This window comes from Chryseobacterium sp. ON_d1, assembly GCF_006829085.1.
Lineage (GTDB): Bacteria > Bacteroidota > Bacteroidia > Flavobacteriales > Weeksellaceae > Chryseobacterium.
Map to the genome: position 1 here is coordinate 779817 of NZ_BJTC01000001.1, position 24050 is coordinate 803866.

Consider the following 24050-nt stretch of genomic DNA (forward strand, 5'->3'; position numbering starts at 1 on the left):
CTTAGTGTGATACTTTTACAGCATCATATTATCAGAATTAAAGATATAAAAATTCAGGAGACGAATAGTCTGCCCAACAAAAATGTATACATACTTTGATGTAAATAAGAAAGCAATGAATAAAAAAGTAATCATAATTGGAGCGGGAGTTGCCGGGCCAATCCTGGCTTTGCAGCTGAAAAAAATAGGTTTTCAATCTGAAATATTTGAATCGAGATCTGAAAATAATACAAACGAGGGTGTCTTTTTAGGCATTACTCCTAACGGATTAAATGTATTGAAAGAGTTTATAGATCTTGAAAAGCTTAAAGAAGATTACACTCCGGGTTCAATGAAATTTTTTAATGCCAGAGGAAAACAGATAGCAGAGCTGGGGACTGCTTATCAAAAACAGCAGTACGGAGTAGAGACCCTGCAGTTAAAAAGGGCAAACCTCAACAAATATGCCCGGTTCGCTGCAGCTGAAGCCGGTATAAAAATAGAATATGGTAAAAGATTTATCAGTTATAGTGAATCAGATGATAACGTGACAGCATATTTTGCAGATGGAACTTCCGCTACCGGTGATATCATAATAGGTTGTGACGGGATGTTTTCTGAGGTCAGAAAACAAATGTTTCCGGAAACATCTGTTATCAGATACACAAAGCTTATTTCTACCGGAGGATATGCTAAGGTTGCTGAACTTTCGGAACCGCTTGATTCAATAAGGATGATCTTTGGAGAGAGGGGCTTTTTTGCCTACTCAGTTTCTGACAAAGGTGAAGTGTGGTGGTTTAATAATTATTTCAGAGAACAGGAACCGCAACCTCAGGAAATGGAAAAGACCGTGAAGGCTGAAATTAAGAACCATTTGGCAGAAATACATAAGAATGATGATCCTTTGCTTTCCAGCATTATCAGGAACAGCTACGAAATTATTGCTTACCCTATTTATGATCTGCCCAGCCTTTCATATTGGTACAAGGGGAGGGTTTGCCTCATTGGTGATGCTGCGCACGGTATTTCTCCGCATATTGGGCAGGGAGCATCACTGGCACTGGAAGATACAGCTGTTATGGCTGAACAGTTAAAATTAAATAATGAATATGAGGCTGCTTTTCAGGCCTTTCAATCCAGGCGGCAGTCCAGGGTTGAAAAAATAATAAAAAGCGCAAGAAAAGTTGGCAATACCAAAACAAAAACAAACCCAATAGCTGCATGGTTTCGTGATCTTTTTATCGGGTTCTTTATCCATAAGCAAATGCGGCAGCTCGACTGGATATACGGCTGGACTCTCAGAAAATAAAAAGTAAAGCAATTGATATTGAGGTTGTTTAAACTTTTATATTCATTATCTTAACCACTTAAGTTTTTCAGAATCAAACCTTATGGATAATAAGTATATCTAAGTTTTGTAAAAATCTTTAATTTTCATCTTAAGTGAACTTTTCTGCAGTATCATTTTAAACTTACTTAAGTGACTCAAGTGTTTTAAAATGAAACCTTTTGTGATTGGGTAAAGTTTAAACAACTTTGTGAATTAATGAATATATGCGATTATGACTGTACTCATAAAAGACTGAGGAATGTTTTACTAGATTTGAAATAAGTTTTTCATTCATCCAATAGTTTTTAGCCTCCGGACCGGGGGCTTTTATTTAACAAAAACAGCCACAATGTAACTATTGTGGCTGCCTTTTGAAATCAGATATCGGCTATTATAAAGATCTGGAGCGGGCAATATTAATAAGGTACACAAGGTGGGCGTACATGCTTCGCTTTACAGACTCTACTTTTATATCTCCTGTAGTCTGGTTAATTGTTGTTACCAGATCAGTGTTACATTGGCCGCCAAAGCTGCCACTTCCCAAATAGTTTACAGTATTGGAGCTTGGATATGAAATTCTGGGATAATCAGGGGCTATCTGATTGGCAGCCGGAGCGGTATTAGAAAATCCTTTATTGTCAATATATTTTGCTGTCCATGTTCCTAGAAACTGTCCGTTACCGGTATTGATGCCTTGCCCCACCACAATTTGGGTATCCACAGGATTCGTAAATCCGGCGCAAGAGGTATAATGATTTAAGGATACTGTGCAGGAAGATGCATTATCAGTAGGTTGAAAGCATTTTCCTTCGTAAATAGTCTGTCTTTGTTCAGCAGAAGACATCGATGTGTTGAGCAGTGCTTTAGGAGCAAAAATTTCTTCAGGCGAAATTAAGACCAAAACTCCTTCAGCATCAGCTGCAACAATTTTTTTTTCAGCATTGGAAAGCCCTCTTACCCTTACCTGACCATTGACATCCAACGTTTGAGTTGGAGTGGAGGTATTAATCCCCACCTGTGCTATCGAACTGCTGTAAACAGCAAGTGCTGCCAAAAAGAATGTTTTTGTTTTCATGTTATTTTTTGAAAAGGTTAATTTTTTTCACTAAGGTAAGAAATAACTTTAAAAGGAGAATGAAAATACCTTAAAATCTGGTAAAAACTAACTATAAACAAATATTGAAAGAATTACTATCTGTTTTTGATGATATTTTTTTGAATAACTCAAAATGTACGGAGCTGTTATTTGTTTGAAAAATATTCGTATTTTAGCCGAAATATGATGATTTTTAATAAACATATTGGAGACTAATTAAAATTCAGATAATTTGAATGAAAAAATTAGTAGATTTGCACGGAACAAAAAAATAATAAATATTAAGCAATATTCTCTGTGACTGAATTTTATAGGAAAGAACATGAGAATAACAGGATTTAGGTTATAAAACTACTGAAACTATGAAGAAACTTTTTTTACTTTTTTTAATGGCATTTTTATTGATCGGTTGCAGCTCTGATGATGATACTATTTATGACTATGTAGGAACATGGTCCGGTTCTTATGAAGGGAGTGACAAAGGAGTTTGGAACTTTGTGGTAGATGAGAGTGGTAAAGTGGTAGGAACAATGCATTCCGATATTAATGATGAAAACTATAATATTTCCGGTAATTTAAGTGAAACAGGAGATCTGAATGCAACAGTAGGACTTCCTTCGAAAGGAGAATTCAAGGGAACATTATCCAGAGATAAAAAAGGAAATGGAAACTGGACCAACTCACTTCCTACTCCTGCGAAATCAGGAACCTGGAAAGGAGAAAAGAAATAAAAAAGAAAGTCTGCAGTAGATTCTGCAGACTTTTTTATTTAAACAAATCCCATACGGGTAATCTCATTATTTTCATTCCTGAACACCATAAAATAGATCAGAAAATCATCATCAGAGAAATACTTTTTAAAAGACTTTGTCTGTTGCTGGTTCCAGATGATGATTTCTTCATGACTTTCTATACTGTAATTTTCAGAATCTAATTTTAAGGTTAATATAGTTCCTCCATCCAAAGTACAATCATCATTCTTATATAGTATCTGTTTCTGAATGCTGATACAATCAGAAATATTATTGACCGAACCCAGCTGAAATGTTCTCAGAAGACTCTTTCCTTCTTCAGTCTTTAAACCATTTTCAACCGTTCTTTTTCCTCTTTCAGAAACCCCGTCCAAATCTTTGATGGCGGTCATCACCTTTGCAAACTTCTGATAGAGCAGAGGATCACCTGCTTCCTTGATATACACTTCAAGTTTCTTTCGGATAATCTTACCGATTTTTGAACAGTGTCCGAATTCCGAACTGTTTTGCCGTACTTTCTCATACGATGGGCTCTTTTTAAAAGCGGTTTTATTGAAGCCACTTTTTTTCCGAACCACATTTTTCCCGTTCAGATTATAAAATACCAGGTCGCCCACAGCTCCTGTGATCTTGATCAGACTTTCATATGTTGCCATATCTTTAAAATAGAATCAAATATACCAATAAATAAATGAAAAAAAAATTTTAACATATATTTATAATATAGTTGTAGTATAGTTATAGTATAATTTAAATATAAAATGTATATTTGTAATGTGTTTTGTTAATTAATTATAAATCAGAAGAGTATGGGAACGGAATTATTTCAACAAAAAATAAAAATAAAGCAGATTGCTGTTATACTTGCAGCCTCTGTTTTTGTGGTTTCCTGCGGATCCTCTAAAAGTGCTTCCGCCAGCAAAAAATCGAATACGAAGACGGTGGCGAAAGCTGAAAATCTCAGAAAGCTGGATTCAAAATTTAATGGCAATATTTCCAGATCAATCAATGATATTCTGAAAGATGCTGAAAAGTACATAGGAACACCCTACAAATTCGGAGGCAATACTCCGTCAGGGTTTGACTGTTCCGGATTTACCGTAAAAGTATTTGAAGAAAACAACTTTAATCTTCCAAGAAGATCCTCTGATCAGGCTGAAGCCGGAAAGAATATTGATATCAAGGACGTAAAACCCGGTGATCTGCTGTTTTTTGCAACAGCAGGAGGCAGTAGAGTGTCTCATGTGGGGATTGTTCATGATATTGGTCCTGATGGAGAAGTGAAATTTATTCATGCCTCTACTTCAAAAGGGGTGATCATTTCATCTCTGAATGAAAAATACTGGAATAAGGCGTATCTTCATGCGCAAAGAGTTCTCTAAGGTATTGTTTAATATGTAGGATATTGAATTTCCGGAAAAATAATTCAATAGGGATGTGCTTTGACCCATTTAATCGAAAACAAAACTTCAATTGGCTTTAGCCAAAACGTATAACTATATCCTTACACCACCCCGTCAAAAATTCTTTTAATTTTTGCCATCCTTCGGAGGAGGGGAATTCTGTTACTTAAAATAAAACTTCTTGTCATTGCAATAGCATTGCATCCCAAAACGCATGAAATTTGTCCAAAACTATTATCATTATGACAGATTTCATCAGATTCTTTATTCCCTTTTATTTTATTATTTTCTTTATGGTTTCCTTTGTAGGAATAAGTTATAAAGTCGCAAAACGGATTGGCAAAAACCCTAATGTTCTTCCAAAAGACGATTCTGCATACGGACTCGTAGGCTTTTACTTTAAGCTGATTCTGTTTGCCCTGTTTACCTATACAATGCTTTTGTTGTTTTTTCCGGAAAATATTTTCCCAGCCTTTAAGATTGAGATGCTGGAAGATGATGCAGTAAAATATACAGGGATTATTCTTATGGGGCTTGCGTTGATCTGGGTGATCATCGCTCAGCTGCAAATGAAAGACTCATGGCGGATCGGGATCGACAGTACAACAAAAACAGAACTTGTTACTGACGGGTTATTCAGGTTGTCAAGAAATCCTATATTTCTGGGGATGACAGCCAGTCTTGTCGGATTTTTTCTTGTATTTCCTACTGTAATTGCTTTTTCTTTTCTATTGATCGGAAGTATGTTAATGCAAATCCAGATACGCCTTGAAGAAGAGTACCTGCAACAAGAGCATGGACAAATTTACATAGCCTATAAAAAGAAAGTGAAAAGAATGCTGAACCTTTATTAAAAGCATCATGTTAAAAACCGTTTTGCTGAACTTTTTTGTATCTTTGGCCGGTATAATTTTTCAAACTAATTTAAATAAGAAACATGTCATTACAACAAACTATTGAAAATATTTGGGATAATAGAGATCTATTACAAAATGAAGACAGCCAAAAGGCAATAAGAGAGGTTATTTCTTTAGTTGACAAAGGTGAACTTCGTACTGCTGAACCTACAGAAAATGGCTGGCAGGTAAATGAATGGGTGAAGAAAGCCGTAGTAATGTATTTCCCGATCCAGAAGATGGAAACTATTGAAGTAGGGCCGTTTGAATTTCATGATAAAATGCCTTTGAAGAGAGGTTATGCTGAAAAAGGGGTGAGAGTAGTTCCACATGCAGTAGCGAGAGAAGGAGCTTACATTGCTCCGGGAGTCATTATGATGCCGTCTTACGTAAACATTGGTGCATATGTAGATTCCGGAACAATGGTTGATACTTGGGCAACAGTAGGAAGCTGTGCGCAGATCGGTAAAAACGTTCACCTGAGTGGCGGAGTAGGTATTGGAGGTGTATTGGAGCCTTTACAGGCTGCTCCGGTAATCATTGAAGATGACTGCTTCATCGGTTCAAGATGTATCGTTGTAGAAGGAGTTCACGTAGAAAAAGAAGCCGTATTGGGTGCTAATGTAGTATTGACTGCTTCTACAAAAATTATTGACGTTACAGGAGATACGCCTGTTGAGATCAAAGGAAGGGTTCCTGCACGTTCAGTAGTTATTCCTGGAAGCTATACAAAACAGTATCCGGCGGGAGAATACCAGGTTCCTTGTGCATTGATCATCGGTCAGAGAAAAGAATCTACAGACAAGAAAACATCTCTGAATGATGCATTGAGAGAAAATAATGTAGCTGTTTAAGATTAATTTTTTAAGCTAATACCACAATCTTGAAAGAAAAATTTCTTAAAATACTATTAAACCCTAAATATATATTTGGGGTTTATCTTATTATATCGGTTGTTACCGCAATTTCCAAATATCTGAGGGGAGATTATGCAATCAATAATTACCTGATTTTTAAAAATGTATTCTTTAATACCATTCATCAGAAAAACTTGTTTATCCATTATCCTGATCTGTATTTCGATCTGAATCATTACGGCGTATTTTTCAGTGCATTGATTGCTCCGTTTGCCATGATGCCGGATTGGCTGGGAATTTCACTCTGGAATGTTGCCAATACTTTTATCTTTATCTATGGTATTTATAAACTGCCGTTTTCAGACAGTAAAAAAGCGATTTTCGGACTGCTTTGCCTTCAGGAATACATTACTGCCGCTTTAAGTCTGCAGTTCAATGTGGCATTGACCGGCCTTTTGCTTTTATCTGCGGTATATATTTACGAAAGAAAAGAAGTAAAGTCTGTAACCGCAATTTTAATTGGGGTATTTGTGAAAATCTACGGAATTGTAGGACTAACGCAGTTTTTCTTCATTAAAAATAAAACTAAATTTATTCTTTCAGGAATTGCGATTGCAGTATTGTTTTTCGTGCTTCCGATGGCGTATTCAAGTCCGCAGTTTGTGATTCAGTGCTACTCAGACTGGTTTCAGTCTATTGTAGAAAAAAATAATGAAAATCAGGTATTGGGGAACATGCAGGATATCTCATTAATGGGCTTTGTAAGAAGGATATTAGGAGATGCATCCATTTCCAATCTAGTATTTTTAGCAGGCGGATTACCGCTTTTTGCTTTGCCTTATATCAGAATTAAGCAATATAAGCATTATGCTTTCCAATTGATGATCTTAGCTTCAACATTACTGTTTTTGGTACTGTTCAGTTCCAGTTCAGAATCTCCAACATACATTATTGCCGTTGTGGGAGTCCTGATATGGTTTTTCCTTCAGAAAGAAAGAACACCGCTTATTATAGGATTGCTTGTTTTTGTCATTATTTTCACGTGTTTTTCAACTTCGGATCTGTTTCCGAAATTTGTAAAAGAAAATTATATCATTAAATATTCATTAAAAGCAGTACCTTGTATTGTAATCTGGTTGAGAGTGACATATGAACTTATGACTAAAGATTTTGAAAAAAATTACAGCCTGAATTAATAAATATGAAGAAAATTTCAATAGTAATTCCCGCCTATAACGAAGAAGGAAATGTCGCGATGATCCATCAGAAAATCAAAGAAGTTTTTGATGGACTAAGCAATTACGACTTTGAAATCATATTTGTGAATGATGGCAGCAGAGACAATACCCAACAGAAGTTAGAAGAGCTTTCCAGCCAGTATGACGAAGTAAAGGTCATCGAATTTTCGCGAAACTTCGGACATCAGCCGGCAGTAAAAGCAGGTATGGATAATGCCCACGGAAATGCAGTCATTTCTATGGATGGCGATCTTCAGCACCCGCCGGAGCTTATCCCGGAAATGATTAAGAAATGGGAAGAAGGATACGATATCGTTTTCACGGTAAGAACATATCCTAAAGAAATTTCCTATTTTAAAAGAAAAACTTCAGATCTTTTCTATAAATTGCTGTCTAGCTTATCTGATGTGAACCTTACCAAAGGTGGCGGTTCCGATTTCAGATTGATGGATGCCAATGCGGTAGAAGTGATGAGGAATTTCAATGAAGATGACTTATTTTTGAGAGGGCTTACAAGCTGGATGGGATTCAAGCAAACAGGGATTGAGTTTATGGCCAATGAAAGGTTGTCGGGGCAAAGCAGCTACAATCTTAAAAAGATGTTCACTTTTGCGTTTACAGGGATCACTGCTTTCAGTGTAAAACCTTTATATCTGGCTGCTTACCTGGGTTTTTTATTCTCAGCGCTTTCAGTGATCGGATACGGAGCTTACGTCATTCATTCATTTATTGCCAAAACAGAAATCTCCGGTTGGGCATCACTGATCATGACCATTGTTTTCTTCGGAGGGCTGCAGCTGATCATTCTGGGGATCATGGGAATTTATTTAGGGAAAATATTTAAACAGGTGAAAGACAGACCTAATTATATTATTAAAAACAAAAATTTTTAGAATGGTTTTATTGAGTTTTGATATTGAAGAATTTGATATGCCATTAGAATATAAGGGTGAAATTCCCTTTGAAAAGCAGATTTCAATTTCACAGACAGGATTGGAGAGAATTCTCAATATCCTTAAAAAACATAATGCCAAAGCTACTTTTTTTTCTACAGTAGTTTTTGCAGAAAACAGCAGACCTCTTATTGAAAGGTTATTAAATGAAGGGCATGAGCTGGCTTCTCACACCTGGTTTCATTCAGAATTTGAAGATAAGCACCTGAAAGAATCAAGAGAAAGGCTGGAGCAGCTGTTCTCTACAAAAGTAACAGGATTAAGAATGCCGAGAATGATGCCTGTAGATGAGAAAGAAGTGGAAAAAGCTGGGTATTCGTACAACTCATCCATCAATCCTACGTTTTTACCGGGAAGATATAATAATTTAAAAGTATCCAGAACCTATTTCAGCGAAGGAAGTGTCACACAGGTTCCGGCCTCGGTTTCTCCTAATTTCAGAATTCCTCTGTTTTGGTTAAGCTTCCACAATTTCCCTTTATTTTTCTATAAAAAACTGGCATCAGACAGTTTGAAAAAAGATCAGTATCTGAATATCTATTTCCATCCATGGGAATTTGCAGAGATCAAGGATGAAGCTTTTAAACTTCCGGGGTTTACTGTAAAGAATTCAGGGAAAGATATGGTAAAAAGATTTGATGATTTTGTAGGCTGGCTGAAGCAAAAAGGACATACATTCGGTACTTTCCAGGAATTTCAAAAACAGATACAGCGATGAAGATTGCCTTTGATGCCAAACGGTTTTTTCACAATACATCCGGTCTGGGAAACTACTCGAGAGATCTTGTAAGAATCCTTTCTGAGTATGAGCCGGAAAACGAATATCTGTTACTCAACAAGAACAAATCAGAACGCGGAAAAGAGATTCTGGAGCGCTCTAATGTTCACTTTATTGAAACTTCCAGAGGAAACCTGTCCCGTCAGCTTAAAATGGGAAAAGACGCCCAGAAGCAAGACGCTGATATTTTCCATGGACTGTCCGGTGAACTTCCTTTAAAGTGGGATCAGAAGCCTATCAAAAAGGTCGTTACCATTCATGATCTGATCTTTGTAAGGTATCCGCAGTATTATTCTTTTTTTGACAGGAAAATTCATTTCTGGAAATTTAAAAAGGCAGCTGACGCGGCTGATAAAATCATTGCTATTTCAGAGCAGACGAAAAGAGATATTATTCAGTATCTGAAAGTTCCTGAGAATAAGATTGAGGTTATTTACCAGGGATGTCATCACGCTTTTAAAGAACAGCAGTCTCCGGACCTGATACAGGCTGTAAAAGAGAAGTTTAAGCTTCCTGAAAGATTTGTGCTCAATGTTGGAACTATCGAAGAACGCAAAAACCTTCTGAACGTTGTAAAAGCAATCAGCGGTACAGAAATTCCTCTTGTAGTAGTAGGGAGGAGGACCAAATATTATCAAAAAATAGAACGTTTCCTGAAAAAGAACAAAATGGAAAAGCAGGTGCTGTTTCTGGAAGGAGTTTCCATGGATGAACTGGCTGCAATCTATAAACTTGCCGATATTTTTGTTTATCCAAGCTTCTTTGAAGGCTTTGGGATCCCTGTCATTGAGGCACTTTTCTCAAAAACTGTTGTGGTGACAAGCAATACGAGCTGTCTGCCGGAAGCGGGAGGAAAAGACTCTGTATATGTAAATCCGGACAACGATCTTGATATCAGGGCCAAACTTAAATTTCTCTGGGAAAATGAATCCGAGAGAAAACGCCGTGAGGAAAAGGGTTTCGAGTTTGTTCAGAAGTTTAATGATGAACCCATTGCCAGGGAGCTGATGAATTTTTATCAAAAATTGATCTGAAAAAACTTTGTATTTTAAAAAATAATCCTACATTTGCATCATAATTCAATACAATGAAACCAACATTTTTAGCATTACATCATTATCATCATCATCTCTGCTAGACGGAATTGATTGATATAAGTATGTGCTAAAATCAAAAATAATTAAAACCGTCTGAGTAAATAGACGGTTTTTTTGTTTCCTGAATTCTCCTCAGAAATTTCAACAGATCAGTTTTTATTTGCTCGGACCCAAAAAAGGCAAAATGAGTAAATTAAAAATTGCAATCCAAAAAAGCGGCCGGCTTTACGAAGAATCTCTTCAGCTTCTCAAAGACTGTGGAATTTTTGTGAACAATGGCAAAGACCAACTCAAAGTTTCAGTAGATAACTTTCCGATGGAAATCATGTACCTTCGGAATTCGGACATTCCGCAATATCTGGAAGACGGAGTGGTGGATGTAGCCATTGTGGGCGAAAATCTTCTGATTGAGAAAGGTCAGAATATCAGGACAATACAGAAGCTTGGGTTTTCAAAATGCCGTGTTTCACTGGCTGTCCCCAAAGAAGTAGAAACCGATGAAATCTCTTATTTTCAGGGCAAAAAAATTGCCACTTCTTATCCTAACACCCTTAAAAACTTTTTAGAAAAAAAAGGAATCTCTTCAGACATTCACGTTATTTCAGGTTCCGTGGAAATAGCACCTAATATCGGTCTTGCAGATGGGATATGTGATATTGTCAGCTCCGGAAGTACTTTATTCAGGAACGGATTAAGAGAAACCGTCACTTTACTGAAATCGGAAGCTGTTTTGGCCCAAACACCTCAATTATCAGCTGAAAAAGAAGCTATCCTTGAAAAATTTGTCTTCAGAATCAAAGCCGTTTTAAAAGCAAAAAATTCAAAATACATTCTGATGAATGTTCCCAATGAAAAAATTCAGAAAGTTGCAGGTGTCCTTCCGGTATTAAAGAGTCCCACAGTGATTCCATTGGCAGAAGAAGGCTGGAGCAGTATACATTCTGTGATTGATGAAGAACGATTCTGGGAAGTCATTGACGAACTCAAAGAAAACGGTGCCCAGGATATTTTAATCATTCCGATTGATAAAATGGTTATTTAAAAAAATAAGAATGGTTAATGTTGGCCAAGGCAAAGGCACAAGAAAATAAAAATTAAGGCTGTTGTAAGGCGCAATGATTTTATCTGCGATAAAATTGAATATTGTTTAAATACTCACTTACATGCTGAAAATCTAGGGGTTTCTTGCGTCTTAAAAAAGATATAGGAATTAAAAACTTTGCGCCTTTGCGTAAAAAACAATTAAAAATCAACAGCTTAATAGTTTGTTAAAATTAAAAATAGTACAATGAAAATATACCGATATCCCACAAAAGACAGCTGGAAAGACCTGGTAAAACGCCCTGTTTTGGAACAGAAAGAAATTTCAGGACTTATCACAGACATTTTTGCAGAAGTTGAAAAAAAAGGAGATCAAGCTTTAAGAGAATTCAATAAAAAGTTTGATAAAGCAGATACTCAACTCATTTCTGTGACCAAACAGGAAATTGAAAATGCAGAAAAACAGATAAGTGATGAGCTAAAACAGGCTATTCAGCAGGCTAAAGAAAATATTTCGAAATTTCACGCCTCTCAAAGACAGCAAATCCAGAAAATCGAGACTACAGAAGGGGTGGTTTGCTGGCGCGAAAACCGTGCTGTAGAGAGAGTCGGGATTTATATTCCGGGAGGAACTGCTCCTCTGTTTTCCACGGTACTGATGCTTGCAGTTCCCGCCAATCTGGCAGGATGTAAAGAAATTATATTGTGTTCACCGCCAGATAAGAACGGGAATATCAATCCTGCAATCCTTTTTGCAGCAAATCTTTGTGGTGTTTCGGAAATATTTAAAACAGGGGGAGCTCAGGCTGTTGCTGCAATGGCCTTGGGAACAGAGAGTATTCCTCAGGTTAATAAAATTTTCGGGCCTGGAAATCAGTTTGTCGTAGCTGCCAAAGAATATGCCCAGCGTTATGGCGTTGCCATTGATATGCCTGCCGGTCCGAGTGAAGTTCTTGTGATAGGAGATGAACAGGCTGTTCCTGAATTTTGCGCTGCTGATCTTCTTTCACAGGCAGAGCATGGAAGCGACAGCCAGGTTGTTTTTGTGACGACCAACCTTAAAGTATTTGAAGAGACGATAGAAGCTGTTGGTCAACAGATCAGAGATTTACCGAGAAATGAATTTGCGGCTCAGGCTTTGGAGAACAGCTCTTTTGTTTTAGTGAATTCTCTCGAAGAAGCCTTAGAGTTCAGTAATCTTTATGCACCGGAGCACCTTATTCTGGCCATTGGTGATTTTGAAAAATATATTCCTTTGGTTCAGAATGCAGGATCCGTTTTCCTTGGGAACTATTCCTGTGAGAGTGCAGGAGACTATGCCAGCGGAACCAATCACACGCTTCCCACAAATGCCTATGCAAAGAATTACAGTGGGGTATCGCTGGACAGTTTCGTGAAAAAAATCACATTTCAGTACCTGTCAAAAGAAGGTCTTCAGAATTTAGGAAAAACCATAGAGCTTATGGCAGAAGCAGAAGGTTTGTTTGCCCACAAAAATGCCGTATCCATAAGATTAAAATGATAAATGTTGGAAAACGCAAAGACGCAAAATAATATTGAAGAATATATATTTAGGACGTAAGGATTTATCCGCGATAAAATTGAATGTCAAATATCTATTAAAGATTCTGAGAAATCAATCATATAAACATGCAAAATCTGTGAAAATTGTGAAATCTGCGGGAAAAATAATGATATATCACTTGCTGAAATCTTCGATTTCTTGCGCCTTGAAGCAGCATATAGATTAAAAACTTTGCGCTTTTGCGTTTACCAAAAAAGAACTTGAACCCTTAAGAAAATAAAGCTATTAAGTAAAGCTAAGACACAAATACATTTGAATTCAGCTTTGCTTAATAAAAATCTAAAGATATTTTCTTCATTATCCTTAATAACTCAATTCATCTTAATGGTTTAAAAATGATTTAGATAAATAATACAATGAAAAATAGCAGTATCAAAACTCTGGTAAGAGAAAATATATTACAATTACAGCCCTACATCAGTTTCAGGGATCAGAATGAATTCAATGCTCCGGTAATGCTGGATGCCAATGAAAGTCCGTTCGGGGAATGCAACCGTTATCCTGATTCTACCCAGAAAAGGCTTAAAAACAGGCTTGCAGGGCTTAAAAAAGTTTCACCCTCACAGATTGCCATAGGAAACGGAAGTGATGAGCTGATAGACCTTATCATTAAAATTTTCTGTGAGCCTAAGAAAGATGCCATTCTGATGATGAATCCGTCTTTTGCGATGTATGGCTTCTATGCAGCAATTAATGAGAATAAAGTTTTGAAACTGGATCTGGATGAGAATTTTGAAATTGTAAAAGAAAATTTCTTAAAAGCTGCTGAAGATCCTTCACTTAAAATTTTCTTTTTATGTTCGCCCAATAACCCTACCGGTAACAGTGTGGAGGATATCGAATTTTACCTTCAGAATTTCAACGGAATTGTAGTGGTGGATGAAGCATATATTGAATTTTCCGGGAAAAAATCAAGTCTTGAGCTTTTAGATAAGTATCCGAACCTGATTGTTCTGCAAACCTTTTCTAAAGCGTGGGGAATCGCCGGAGCAAGGGTAGGTATGGCGTATGCATCCGAAGAGATTATCAGTCTTATCAATACCGTAAAAGCGCCTTATAACGTGAATGTATTGAGTCAGGAGCTTATTTTGAAAACATTGGAGAATGAAAACCGTCTCAGGGAAAATGTAAACCGCATTTTGGGAGAGAAAACCTGGTTGGAACAGCAGTTTGAGAATGTTGCATGTATTTCAAAGGTTTTTCAAACAGATGCCAATTTCTTTCTGATTAAAATGGAAAATATTGATTCAGTGTATACAAGAATGCTTGAAGAAGAGATTTTGGCCAGCAGAAGAGATCCTGCGATTCCCGGATGTATCAGGATCAATGTGGGAAACCGTGAAGAAAATGAAAAATTGATTAACCTTTTGAAAAGTATCTAAAATGAAAAAAGTACTCTTTATAGACCGCGACGGAACATTAATTATTGAACCTCCTACAGATTTTCAGGTAGATTCTCTGGAAAAGCTTGAGTTTTATCCGGGAGTTTTTCAAAACCTGTCAAAAATTGCCAATGAACTGGATTACGAATTGGTAATGGTAACCAATCAGGATGGTTTGGGAACTGATAGCTTTCCTGAAGAAGATTTCATCAAACCTCATAAAAAAATGCTGCAGGCATTTGAAAATGAAGGGATCATTTTTAGTGATATTCTAATAGATAAAAGCTTTGAATCTGAAAATCTTCCTACCAGAAAACCGGGAACAGGTATGATGGGGAAATATATTTATGGCAACTATGACCTGGAAAATTCCTATGTAATTGGTGATCGAAGTACGGATGTGCAACTGGCTAAAAATCTTAAATGTAAAGCTATTTATCTTAACCAAAACTTAAATAATGAAGCGGAGCTGTCTGCAACAGAATGGTCAGAGATCTATCAGTTCTTAAAATCAGGAATGAGAAAGGCGAAAGTATCCAGAAAAACCAATGAGACTGATATTAAAATTGAAGTTAATCTTGATGGTAACGGAAAATCAGATATTACAACCGGACTTCATTTTTTTGATCACATGCTGGACCAGATTGCCAGACACGGAAATATGGATCTTACAATCAAGGTAAAAGGAGACCTTGCTGTAGACGAGCACCATACAATAGAAGATACCGGAATTGTTCTCGGAGAAGCTATTTTAATGGCATTAGGAAAGAAAAAAGGAATTGAAAGATATGGTTTTCTGCTTCCAATGGACGACTGCCTTTCCCAGGTGGCTGTTGATTTCGGAGGAAGATCATGGCTGGTTTGGGATGCTGAGTTTAAAAGAGAAAAAATAGGAGATGTACCTACGGAAATGTTTTTTCACTTCTTTAAATCATTTACAGATTCTTCAAAATCGAATCTGAATATCAAAGCAGAAGGTGATAACGAGCACCACAAAATTGAATCCATTTTTAAAGCCTTTGCAAAAGCTATTAAAATGGCAGTGAACCAGTCAGATGCTAATTACAGTTTACCTTCTACAAAAGGAAGTTTATAAATATGATCGCTATTATAAAATACAACGGAGGAAACGTAAATTCCGTTCAGAATGCTCTCAACAGACTGAATGTTGACTCGATAATAACGGATGATCCCGAAAAGATCTTAAAGGCGGATAAAGTGATATTTCCAGGCGTAGGAGAAGCTTCATCCACCATGAAACTGATGAAAGAAAAAGAGCTTGATCTTTTGATTCCAAGCCTTAAGCAGCCGGTTTTGGGAATATGCCTGGGGATGCAGCTCATGTGCGGCGAAAATGAAGAAGGAAATACAGAAGGAATGGGAATTTTTAACATCAATGTCAGAAGATTTCCGGCAAAGGATATTGTGCCTCATATGGGCTGGAATACACTTTCGAAACATGCTTCACCATTATTCTCGGGGGTTGAGAGGGGTAATGATGTGTATTTTGTTCACAGCTATTATTGTGAACTTTCTGACTTTACAACTTCTGTCTGTGATTATATCCTGCCATTCAGTGCTTCTCTGCAGAAAGATAACTTTTATGCGGTACAGTTTCACCCCGAAAAATCGGGAACAGTAGGAAACCAGATAATTAAGAACTTTATAAATGTATAATGATGAAAATAATTCCGGCTATTGATATTATTGACGGGAAATGTGTCCGTCTGTCAAAAGGAGATTACAATACAAAGAAAATTTATAACGAAGACCCTTTGGAAGTCGCAAAAGAGTTTGAGAGTTTTGGTATTCAGTTTCTGCACCTGGTAGATCTTGACGGCGCAAAATCAAAGCATATTGTGAATCAGAAGGTCCTGGACAATATCGCTAAGTCTACCTCGTTACATATTGATTTTGGAGGGGGCTTAAAAACTCAGGAAGATATTGAAACAGCCTTTGATTCCGGGGCAAAGCAGATCACTTTGGGAAGTATTGCCGTTCAGGATCCTGAGTTTTGTTTTGGAATGATAGAAAAGTATGGTGCTGAAAAAATTATTCTGGGTGCTGACTGTGAAAACAGAAAGGTCAAAACCTCCGGCTGGCTGGAAGAAAGTGACAATGATATCATTGATTTTATTATTCAGTATCAGAAAAAAGGAATACAAACAGCCATATGTACCGATATTGCAAAAGATGGAATGCTGGAAGGTCCTTCAACAGCATTATATATTGAAATTTTATATAAAACATCTGTTCAGCTGATCGCAAGCGGAGGCATTTCAGGGATTGCTGATGTCTATAAAATGAAAGATATCGGATGCGCCGGAACAATTATAGGAAAAGCAATTTATGAGGGAAAAATAAGCCTGAAACAACTTCAAAATTTTATTGAAAATGCTTAAGAAAAGAATTATTCCATGTCTGGATATTAAAGATGGGGCAACTGTGAAAGGGGTCAATTTTGAAGACCTTAAAAATGCAGGAGATCCTGTAGAACTCGCCAGAAAATATGAAAAGGAAGGCGCTGATGAGCTTGTTTTCCTGGATATTACAGCCACTGTTGAGAATAGGAAAACCTTTGTGGAGCTGGTAAAAGATATTGCAAAAGAACTTAGTATTCCCTTCACTGTGGGAGGTGGAATTGCATCTGTAGAAGATGTGAGGAAACTTTTGGAGGCAGGTGCAGATAAGATCAGCATTAATTCCTCAGCAGTCAGGAATCCAGGCCTTATCTCTGATCTGGCGAATGAATTCGGAAGCCAGTGCGTTGTGGTGGCTATTGATACAAAACAGGTTGGTGATCTTGATCTTGTGCATGTTAAGGGAGGAAGAGAAGCAACAGAACTTAGTACCATAGAATGGGCACAGCAGGCTGCACGCCTGGGAGCGGGAGAAATTCTGCTGACTTCTATGGATGGCGACGGCACTAAAAGCGGATTTGACCTTAGGATTACCAAGCTGGTTTCCGAAACAATCAGTATTCCGGTCATTGCATCAGGAGGTGCAGGGAGTACAGCTGACTTTGTTAAAGTATTTAATGATACAAAGGCTACAGGAGCGTTGGCTGCCAGTATATTCCACTTTAATGAAGTAGGGATTCAGGATTTGAAACAACAGTTAAAAACTCAAAAAATAAATGTACGATGAAAATAGATTTTAATAAAAACAATGGCCTCGTTCCGGTAGTCATTCAGGACAGCAGAACATTACAGGTGCTGATGCTGGGCTATATGAATGAAGAAGCTTTTAAAAAAACAGAAAAAGAGGGAATTGTTACCTTTTTCAGCCGTTCCAAAAACAGGCTCTGGACAAAAGGTGAGGAATCGGGTAATTTTTTAACGGTAAAAAGTATCGATATAGATTGTGATCAGGACACCATTTTGATTAAAGCTGTTCCAAAGAATGTAGTCTGTCACACCGGAAGCTTCAGTTGTTTCGGAGAAAAGAAAGCCAAAGGGTTTTTATACGAACTCGAAGAAAAAATAGCTCAGAGGATAGATGCCCAAGCTAAAGATTCTTATACTTATTCGCTCTACCAGAGAGGCATTAATAAAATGGCCCAAAAAGTGGGAGAGGAAGCCGTAGAATTGGTCATAGAAGCAAAAGATAATAATGAAAACCTCTTTAAAAATGAAGCCGCCGATCTGCTGTATCACTTTTTAATTTTATTGAAAGCGAAAGGGTTCTCGTTGGAAGAAATTGAAGAGATTCTTAAAGATAGAGATCAATGAAACCTTTGAACTATTTCAAAGGTTTTTTTGTGAAAAAATAGTTTTGAATTTAAACACGACAGCTTTTGTCGCTGTGTTTAGATAATTTTGCATCAGAACCAGACAAAATCATTATAATATGAATATAATCAAATAATGTATAGTATGATTTATATTAAATCGCATTAACGTGAGTTTCACTTCTTAAAAAGTGTTAAATTTGCAAAGTTTCAAAAAAAACTAATTACTAACTCAAAAAACAACATTGAATGAGAAAGTTTTATCTCAGTGCACTTACTTTGTGCATGATTCCGGGAGTATCTGCCCAGGAAGTGGTATGGCAGAAAGACATCAAATCCTCTACCCAGGATTTCCTGAGCCAGATCACCACAACCATCGATCAGCAATATCTAATTACAGGAAGTTCTATACAGTCAGGAAGCGGGAAGCTGGAGGCTGGAAGTAAGCAGAACAACGGTTATGATTTTCATCTGGTCAAATTGAATCAGCAAGGAGAACAAGTCTGGGAAAAATATTTCTCAGGACAAAATCATGATTATCTGTCAGCCACTGTTACCACACAGGATGGCGGATTTCTTTTAGCAGGCACTTCTTATTCAGGCAAAGGGCTGGATAAAAAAGAGGATTCCAAAGGAGGATCTGATATCTGGCTGATCAGGATCAATGAGTTTGGAGATGAATTATGGCAGAAGACCTTAGGCAGCTCTTCTGATGAAGAAGCCAGAGCGGTTATCCAGACTACAGATTTGGGATTCTTTGTGGCCGGAAATATACAGGGTTCTTCAAAAGGCTACGGTTCCAAGGATGTTTTGATTACAAAACTGGACAAAGACGGAAAAGAATTATCTCAGCTTATTTTGGGCGGAAAAGGTTTAGATGAAGTAGAGAAGATGATTCCAACGAGAGATGGAGGAGCATTACTAGGAATGTATTCAAGAAGTTCAGCTATACAAAGTAAAATGTATAATGTACAAAGCCCTCAAAATACATCCGACACCCGACATCTGACAACGGTACAAAAACAAAGCGACAACTTTGACGAAGGCGATTACTGGATTGTAAAACTTGACAAAACAGGAAAAGTGGAATGGGAAAAGAACTTCGGAGGGAAAGGTGATGATCATATCAGAACCCTTGCATTGACGTCAACCGGATTCATTATCGGTGGAGAATCCAGATCAGAAAGATCAGGAAATAAAACGGTAGGATTAGAAGAGGGAACGGACCTATGGTTAATTTCTTTAAATGAAAGAGGCGATGAACAATGGCAGAAATCTTACAATTTCAAAAACCGTGACATTCTGATGGGCATGAGTGTTCTTCATTCTGCGGATGACAAATCTTCCAAAGGAATTTTATTGGGAGGTTATACTCAGGCAGAAGGAAGAATAGAAAATGATGATGAAACCTTCTGGATGCTCTATCTTGATCAGAACGGAAATGAGCAGTGGAGAAAACATGTAAAAGGAGAATCCAGAAAGAAAGAAGAGAGACTTTCCGATTTAAAACTGAACAGAGACGGCTCTATTATTCTTGCAGGGACCAGTGCAGAAGAACTCGGAAAAGAGAACTGGAAGATTGTAAAGCTGGGAGACAAACAGGTTGACCAGTTAATTGAGAAATATGATATCAAAATCTATCCAAATCCTGTCTCAGATTATGCTTACGTAGAAATCGGCTTTAACTTCAAAGATGCAGATATTCTTTTGTATGATATGAGCGGAAGACAGCTTAAGAGTATTAAAACAAAGAACAAAGTGACTAAGATCAATACCCAGGCTTTGGTACAAGGAGCTTACCTGATCACGATAAAAACGGATACAAATAAAACGGCGAATGCCAAATTGATTAAAAAGTAAAACTAACCATTAAAATATTAAAGAATAAGAGAGAATATATATTTTCTGTGCCTTTGTCCGTATTATAACTAAAAGATTCCAAGGGGTATAATATCCATAGCCAGTTCTTAAAATTATGTTTTTATCTCTTTACAATTAAAATTTAAAAAATGATAAATAATAAAATTTTCACTTTATTATTTTGTACAGCAATTGTATATGGTAATGCCCAACAAAATAATATCAATAAGGCTACTAATGTAGTTCCACCAACTCCACAGGCTGACGAAATGACTCGATATGGAAATCAGCCATTAAATGAATATAAAGGAATGGCTCAGATCAATATTCCTATCGCTGAGATAAAGGAAAAAAATATATTCAATAAAGTTGAATTAAATTATTCAAAATTGGGTGTAAAAGTAAATGATTTACCCAACAATGTTGGAGTAAGTTGGTTTTTAGATGCTGGAGGGGTAATAACAAGAACAATTAATGACCTTCCCGATGAAATGCAAGTATCATCTAATAGATTAGTATTTAATACTTCAGCTGAAATTGAGAATTTAGTCAATATACCTGACGGATCAAACAATTCATTACTCGTGAAATCATATTTTACAGATGATTCTTATGATAATGAAATAGATATTTTTAGTATTTCGGTAAATGGGTTGTCGGGGAAATTTTATTTAGATAAGAATTTAAATCCGGTTTTAACTACAGACAGTCATCAGTTCAAAATTGAAACTATTGGTGATTTTAAAACAACACATCAGTTTGTATTAACAACTAATGATGGGGTTAAGTATTATTTTGGAGGAGAAACAGCTATTGAAAAAACCTGGATTCGTGATGCTCCTATATATTCAGGATATACAAGCTTTTATTTGACAAAAATCATTAATGTTGAAAATAATGAAATTACTTTTGAATATCAGAATATTGGGGCAAAGTCATTTTTAAATTCGATAACAGAAAGAAAAGTACTTAGATCTCAGGAACTAAACGGTACTGTTTGCCAGGGAAATGGAACAGGTGCTGTTCCAAATTATGTAAAAGAAAGTAATATCCTAAGAATTCAGGATGCAAGAGTTTTAATAAAAATAAAAAGTAAAGAAAAAACAATAAACTTTAATTATAATAATGTGAATGGGATTTATTATAATAAAATTTCATCCATTGATATTGTTAATAATTTTTCAAATAAAAAATACCAGCAAATAAGTTTTGAATATTTGGATCTATACTCACAATTAAACGCTTCCGTTCTTGAACGATTTTTTTTAACGAAAATAAAAAGATATAATTTTCAGGGAGATACCCCGGTATTTGATAACGAATATTCATTCTCCTATGATGATCCCCAGGGTTTACCAGATAAATACAGCTATAGTGCTGATGTATTTGGATACTTTAATAATAAATTTAATTCAACACTAATCCCGAATTTGAAATTGTTAGGACTTCCTAATTTTTCATATGCTGTTGGTGATTTATACAGCTATGCGGACAGAACTTCTGATTTTTCGTCAGCAAAAAAAGGAACATTAACCTCTATTACCTATCCTACCAAAGGAACTACTTTTTTTGATTATGAAGCCAGACCACAGAAATATGCTCTTTTACAAAGTAAAAATGGTGAAGTCCGTAGCAATCCTTATGATGTTCCCATAACAGAAAATACTACAACTTTAGATGGAAGTAGTATTATTGATAATCAACTGGCCTTTGATTTAGTGATTACACAAAATGAAATTACTTCTATAACCACAATGCTTGAAGTTAATTTAAAAATTCTGGATGAGGTTACAGGCAGTGTTCTACTGAATGAAGTAATTAATTTACCCAAAACTACACAAGCAGATATAGATAATGGCTCCAGAACAAAAAACAAAAGTTTTACTTTTACCACTGACCCAACGAAGAAATATATTGTAAAATTATCATTAGTGCCAAAACCTAATGTTAACTATATGGGTACTTTTACGGTTTCATACAAAAGTGGCTATGGGAGTCAGAATATAGCAGGACTGAGACTAAAAAAGACCTATGATGTTGATGAAAATAACACTGTTACTAACGTCAAGAGAATACATTACTCCCTATTCAAGGATATCAACAATATGGACATTATACCAACCTCACTTTATCCGACGAGTTATATTACCTCTCAATATACCGTAGAAGGCTGTACAGGAAATATGGTTCTTGTTCCATTAGCGTATAATCACGATTTTGAATCATCAGAACTTATAGGCCCTTTTTCTGACTACTTTATGTATCCATCGTATCCTAATGTGACTATTAGCTATGGAGGTGATAATTTTGAGAAAGGTGGAGAACAAAAAATATTTAGTAATGGATATCATCAAGATCAGTTCATTATTAGGACGCCTTTAATGCCAGTCTTTGATGGAAGTTATCAGAATTTTTTTGGTCCTGATGGCTATTTAGGAAGTTTAACTTCAAATTCAATAAGCCTATTGGATAAAAGTTTTTCTTATGATGATTTTAATGGAAAACTTCTTGAAAATAGAGTTTTTTCTAAATCATCATCAGGACAATTATTTCTCAAAAGCAAAACTTCAAATAATTATGACTTGAAAACATTAAAAACTGTTTATGATTTGCGCGGAAAAGAAGTATATGCATTATTTTCATCGCATACGAACTTACCACTGGAAATGATTATTTCAAATTACAGTATGGTATCATTGCCCAAAGAAAGCTACTATTCAATTCTGTCCAATACAAAAAGTACTGAATATTATGAAAATGTACCTGTAGATGTACAAGATGACACATCATATAAAAAACTTACCACCACGACTGAATATTCATATAATAATACTTCTCATTATCAGCTGACTTCCCAGAAAACTACTTTGCCGGATCAAATTATCACAGGGATTTCTTACCGTTATGCTCACGATAAAGCCAATCAAAAATTAATCACAGCCAATATGATTGGAGTTCCTTTAGAAACTGAAACGACCCAAACTATTGGAACTGCTACCAAAACACTTTCAAAGGTTGAAACGAAGTATGACAATCCATTGAACTTACTTCCAAGTTCTGTTGTCTCCACTGATTTACAAAATATTGTTACTACAGAAGTAACTTACGATCAATACGATTCCAAAGGGAATTTACAACAATACACCACAAAAGATGGTATTTCAACGGTAATTATCTGGGGTTACAACCAAACTCAGCCTATTGCCAAAATAGAAGGAGCGAAATTAACAGATATCCAGCAGTCATTCATTGACTCTATTGTGACCGCATCCAATACAGATGCATCAGCAGGTGTAAACAATGATGAAACTTCATTTTTATCAGCATTGAATACCTTCAGAGCTAATACTGCATTATCCGTTTATCAGATCACTACCTACACCTATGACCCTTTAGTAGGAGTAAGAAGCATCACCCCGCCATCAGGAATCAGGGAAAGCTATATTTATGATTCAGCTAACCGGCTTGAAAAGGTTGTTGACGTGAATGGCAAAGTGCTGAAGGAGATGAAATACAACTATAAAAACTAAAAACCGATGAAAAAATTATTAATACCGGCAGGAGCCCTGCTTCTGTCCAACCTTGTATTTGGGCAGGCTTCTACCACAGAAAACTATGTTCAGACCAAAACCTATCTTGACTACAATGGAACTACCCCTACAAAAACCTCTGAAACAGTCCAGTATTTTGATGGATTGGGAAGGCCTAAGCAAATCGTTAATGTAAAAGCATCACCTCTGGGACGTGATGTAGTGACCCATATCGAGTATGACCAGTTTGGAAGGCAGGTAAAGGATTACCTTCCTGTTCCCCAGGGGAATACTTTAAATGGTGCCATTATTCCTAATCCTTTGAGCAATGCTGCGGGCACTCCCTATGGTCCGGAAAAGATCTATTCAGAAAAGATCCTTGAGAACTCTCCTCTGGACAGGATTCAGCAGCAGATCCAAGTGGGGAATGACTGGAGTAATAAACCTGTTAAGTTTGAATATGCAGCCAATATAGGAAATGATGCCTACAAGTTTGTTCCTACAACAATATGGGAAAACGGAGCTACAAAAACGACGTTAACG

At 36.5% G+C, this 24050-nt stretch carries 22 protein-coding genes; 20 read left to right on the forward strand and 2 right to left on the reverse strand.

The genetic code is table 11. The features are described from left to right. The first annotated feature begins 115 nt into the window (after positions 1–115). Positions 116–1288, forward strand: coding sequence for an NAD(P)/FAD-dependent oxidoreductase (locus CRS_RS03310; protein ID WP_142722650.1), 1173 nt, complete (start codon positions 116–118; stop codon positions 1286–1288). Positions 1289–1700: 412 nt separating this feature from the next. Here CRS_RS03310 and CRS_RS03315 read toward each other — a convergent pair whose 3' ends face one another. Continuing rightward, positions 1701–2384 (reverse strand): hypothetical protein, encoded by a 684-nt coding sequence (locus CRS_RS03315; RefSeq protein ID WP_142722651.1) that lies wholly within the window; start codon positions 2382–2384, stop codon positions 1701–1703. A gap of 383 nt (positions 2385–2767) precedes the next feature. Between CRS_RS03315 and CRS_RS03320 the strand changes: the two genes are divergently transcribed. Continuing rightward, positions 2768–3136 carry a hypothetical protein gene (locus tag CRS_RS03320; RefSeq protein WP_142722652.1) on the forward strand — a complete coding sequence of 123 codons (369 nt, stop codon included), beginning with the start codon at positions 2768–2770 and terminating at the stop codon, positions 3134–3136. A gap of 38 nt (positions 3137–3174) precedes the next feature. On the opposite strand, the gene CRS_RS03325 is transcribed toward CRS_RS03320, so the two are convergent. Continuing rightward, complete coding sequence (locus CRS_RS03325; RefSeq protein WP_142722653.1) at positions 3175–3813, reverse strand: hypothetical protein; 639 nt, start codon at positions 3811–3813, stop codon at positions 3175–3177. A 153-nt stretch (positions 3814–3966) separates the two neighbouring features. Between CRS_RS03325 and CRS_RS03330 the strand changes: the two genes are divergently transcribed. The 18 genes from CRS_RS03330 to CRS_RS03415 form a co-directional block, all read left to right on the forward strand. Further along, positions 3967–4539 carry a C40 family peptidase gene (locus CRS_RS03330; RefSeq protein WP_142722654.1) on the forward strand — a complete coding sequence of 191 codons (573 nt, stop codon included), beginning with the start codon at positions 3967–3969 and terminating at the stop codon, positions 4537–4539. Between the two features lie 263 nt (positions 4540–4802). Continuing rightward, entirely contained in the window at positions 4803–5414 is a 612-nt protein-coding gene (locus CRS_RS03335; RefSeq protein WP_142722655.1) for an isoprenylcysteine carboxylmethyltransferase family protein, read from the forward strand. A gap of 83 nt (positions 5415–5497) precedes the next feature. Continuing rightward, positions 5498–6310 carry a 2,3,4,5-tetrahydropyridine-2,6-dicarboxylate N-succinyltransferase gene (locus CRS_RS03340; protein ID WP_142722656.1) on the forward strand — a complete coding sequence of 271 codons (813 nt, stop codon included), beginning with the start codon at positions 5498–5500 and terminating at the stop codon, positions 6308–6310. Between the two features lie 29 nt (positions 6311–6339). Beyond that, the gene (locus CRS_RS03345; RefSeq protein ID WP_142722657.1) at positions 6340–7509 is read left to right on the forward strand and encodes a glycosyltransferase family 87 protein; all 1170 of its coding nucleotides are present in this window, start codon (positions 6340–6342) and stop codon (positions 7507–7509) included. 5 nt (positions 7510–7514) lie between these two features. Continuing rightward, positions 7515–8444: a glycosyltransferase family 2 protein gene (locus tag CRS_RS03350; RefSeq protein ID WP_142722658.1), complete on the forward strand. Its 930-nt coding sequence runs from the start codon at positions 7515–7517 to the stop codon at positions 8442–8444. 1 nt (position 8445) lies between these two features. Further along, a complete protein-coding gene (locus CRS_RS03355) occupies positions 8446–9222 on the forward strand; it encodes a polysaccharide deacetylase family protein (RefSeq protein WP_142722659.1) in 777 nt (258 codons plus the stop codon). Continuing rightward, positions 9219–10316, forward strand: a complete 1098-nt coding sequence (locus CRS_RS03360) for a glycosyltransferase family 1 protein (RefSeq protein WP_142722660.1) — start codon at positions 9219–9221, stop codon at positions 10314–10316. The genes CRS_RS03355 and CRS_RS03360 overlap by 4 nt, the downstream gene beginning before the upstream one ends. A gap of 247 nt (positions 10317–10563) precedes the next feature. Further along, complete coding sequence (hisG, locus tag CRS_RS03365) at positions 10564–11421, forward strand: ATP phosphoribosyltransferase (protein ID WP_142722661.1); 858 nt, start codon at positions 10564–10566, stop codon at positions 11419–11421. A gap of 246 nt (positions 11422–11667) precedes the next feature. Next, positions 11668–12942, forward strand: coding sequence for a histidinol dehydrogenase (gene hisD / locus CRS_RS03370; RefSeq protein ID WP_142722662.1), 1275 nt, complete (start codon positions 11668–11670; stop codon positions 12940–12942). A gap of 419 nt (positions 12943–13361) precedes the next feature. Further along, a complete protein-coding gene (gene hisC, locus CRS_RS03375) occupies positions 13362–14387 on the forward strand; it encodes a histidinol-phosphate transaminase (protein WP_142722663.1) in 1026 nt (341 codons plus the stop codon). 1 nt (position 14388) lies between these two features. Further along, a complete protein-coding gene (gene hisB / locus CRS_RS03380; RefSeq protein WP_142722664.1) occupies positions 14389–15483 on the forward strand; it encodes a bifunctional histidinol-phosphatase/imidazoleglycerol-phosphate dehydratase HisB in 1095 nt (364 codons plus the stop codon). A gap of 2 nt (positions 15484–15485) precedes the next feature. Then, positions 15486–16064: an imidazole glycerol phosphate synthase subunit HisH gene (hisH, locus tag CRS_RS03385; RefSeq protein WP_142722665.1), complete on the forward strand. Its 579-nt coding sequence runs from the start codon at positions 15486–15488 to the stop codon at positions 16062–16064. A gap of 2 nt (positions 16065–16066) precedes the next feature. Beyond that, positions 16067–16789, forward strand: a complete 723-nt coding sequence (gene hisA / locus CRS_RS03390; RefSeq protein ID WP_142722693.1) for a 1-(5-phosphoribosyl)-5-[(5-phosphoribosylamino)methylideneamino]imidazole-4-carboxamide isomerase — start codon at positions 16067–16069, stop codon at positions 16787–16789. After that, on the forward strand, positions 16782–17534 hold the full coding sequence (gene hisF, locus CRS_RS03395) for an imidazole glycerol phosphate synthase subunit HisF (protein ID WP_142722666.1): 753 nt from the start codon (positions 16782–16784) through the stop codon (positions 17532–17534). The genes hisA and hisF overlap by 8 nt, the downstream gene beginning before the upstream one ends. Beyond that, positions 17531–18118: a bifunctional phosphoribosyl-AMP cyclohydrolase/phosphoribosyl-ATP diphosphatase HisIE gene (gene hisIE / locus CRS_RS03400; RefSeq protein WP_142722667.1), complete on the forward strand. Its 588-nt coding sequence runs from the start codon at positions 17531–17533 to the stop codon at positions 18116–18118. Before hisF ends, hisIE begins: the two co-directional genes overlap by 4 nt. A 248-nt stretch (positions 18119–18366) precedes the next feature. Continuing rightward, positions 18367–19977 (forward strand): T9SS type A sorting domain-containing protein, encoded by a 1611-nt coding sequence (locus tag CRS_RS03405; protein ID WP_142722668.1) that lies wholly within the window; start codon positions 18367–18369, stop codon positions 19975–19977. A 149-nt stretch (positions 19978–20126) separates the two neighbouring features. After that, on the forward strand, positions 20127–23507 hold the full coding sequence (locus tag CRS_RS03410) for a hypothetical protein (protein WP_142722669.1): 3381 nt from the start codon (positions 20127–20129) through the stop codon (positions 23505–23507). A 6-nt stretch (positions 23508–23513) separates the two neighbouring features. Next, positions 23514–24050: DUF6443 domain-containing protein (locus CRS_RS03415; protein WP_228451162.1), on the forward strand; the 537-nt coding region annotated here is incomplete at its 3' end.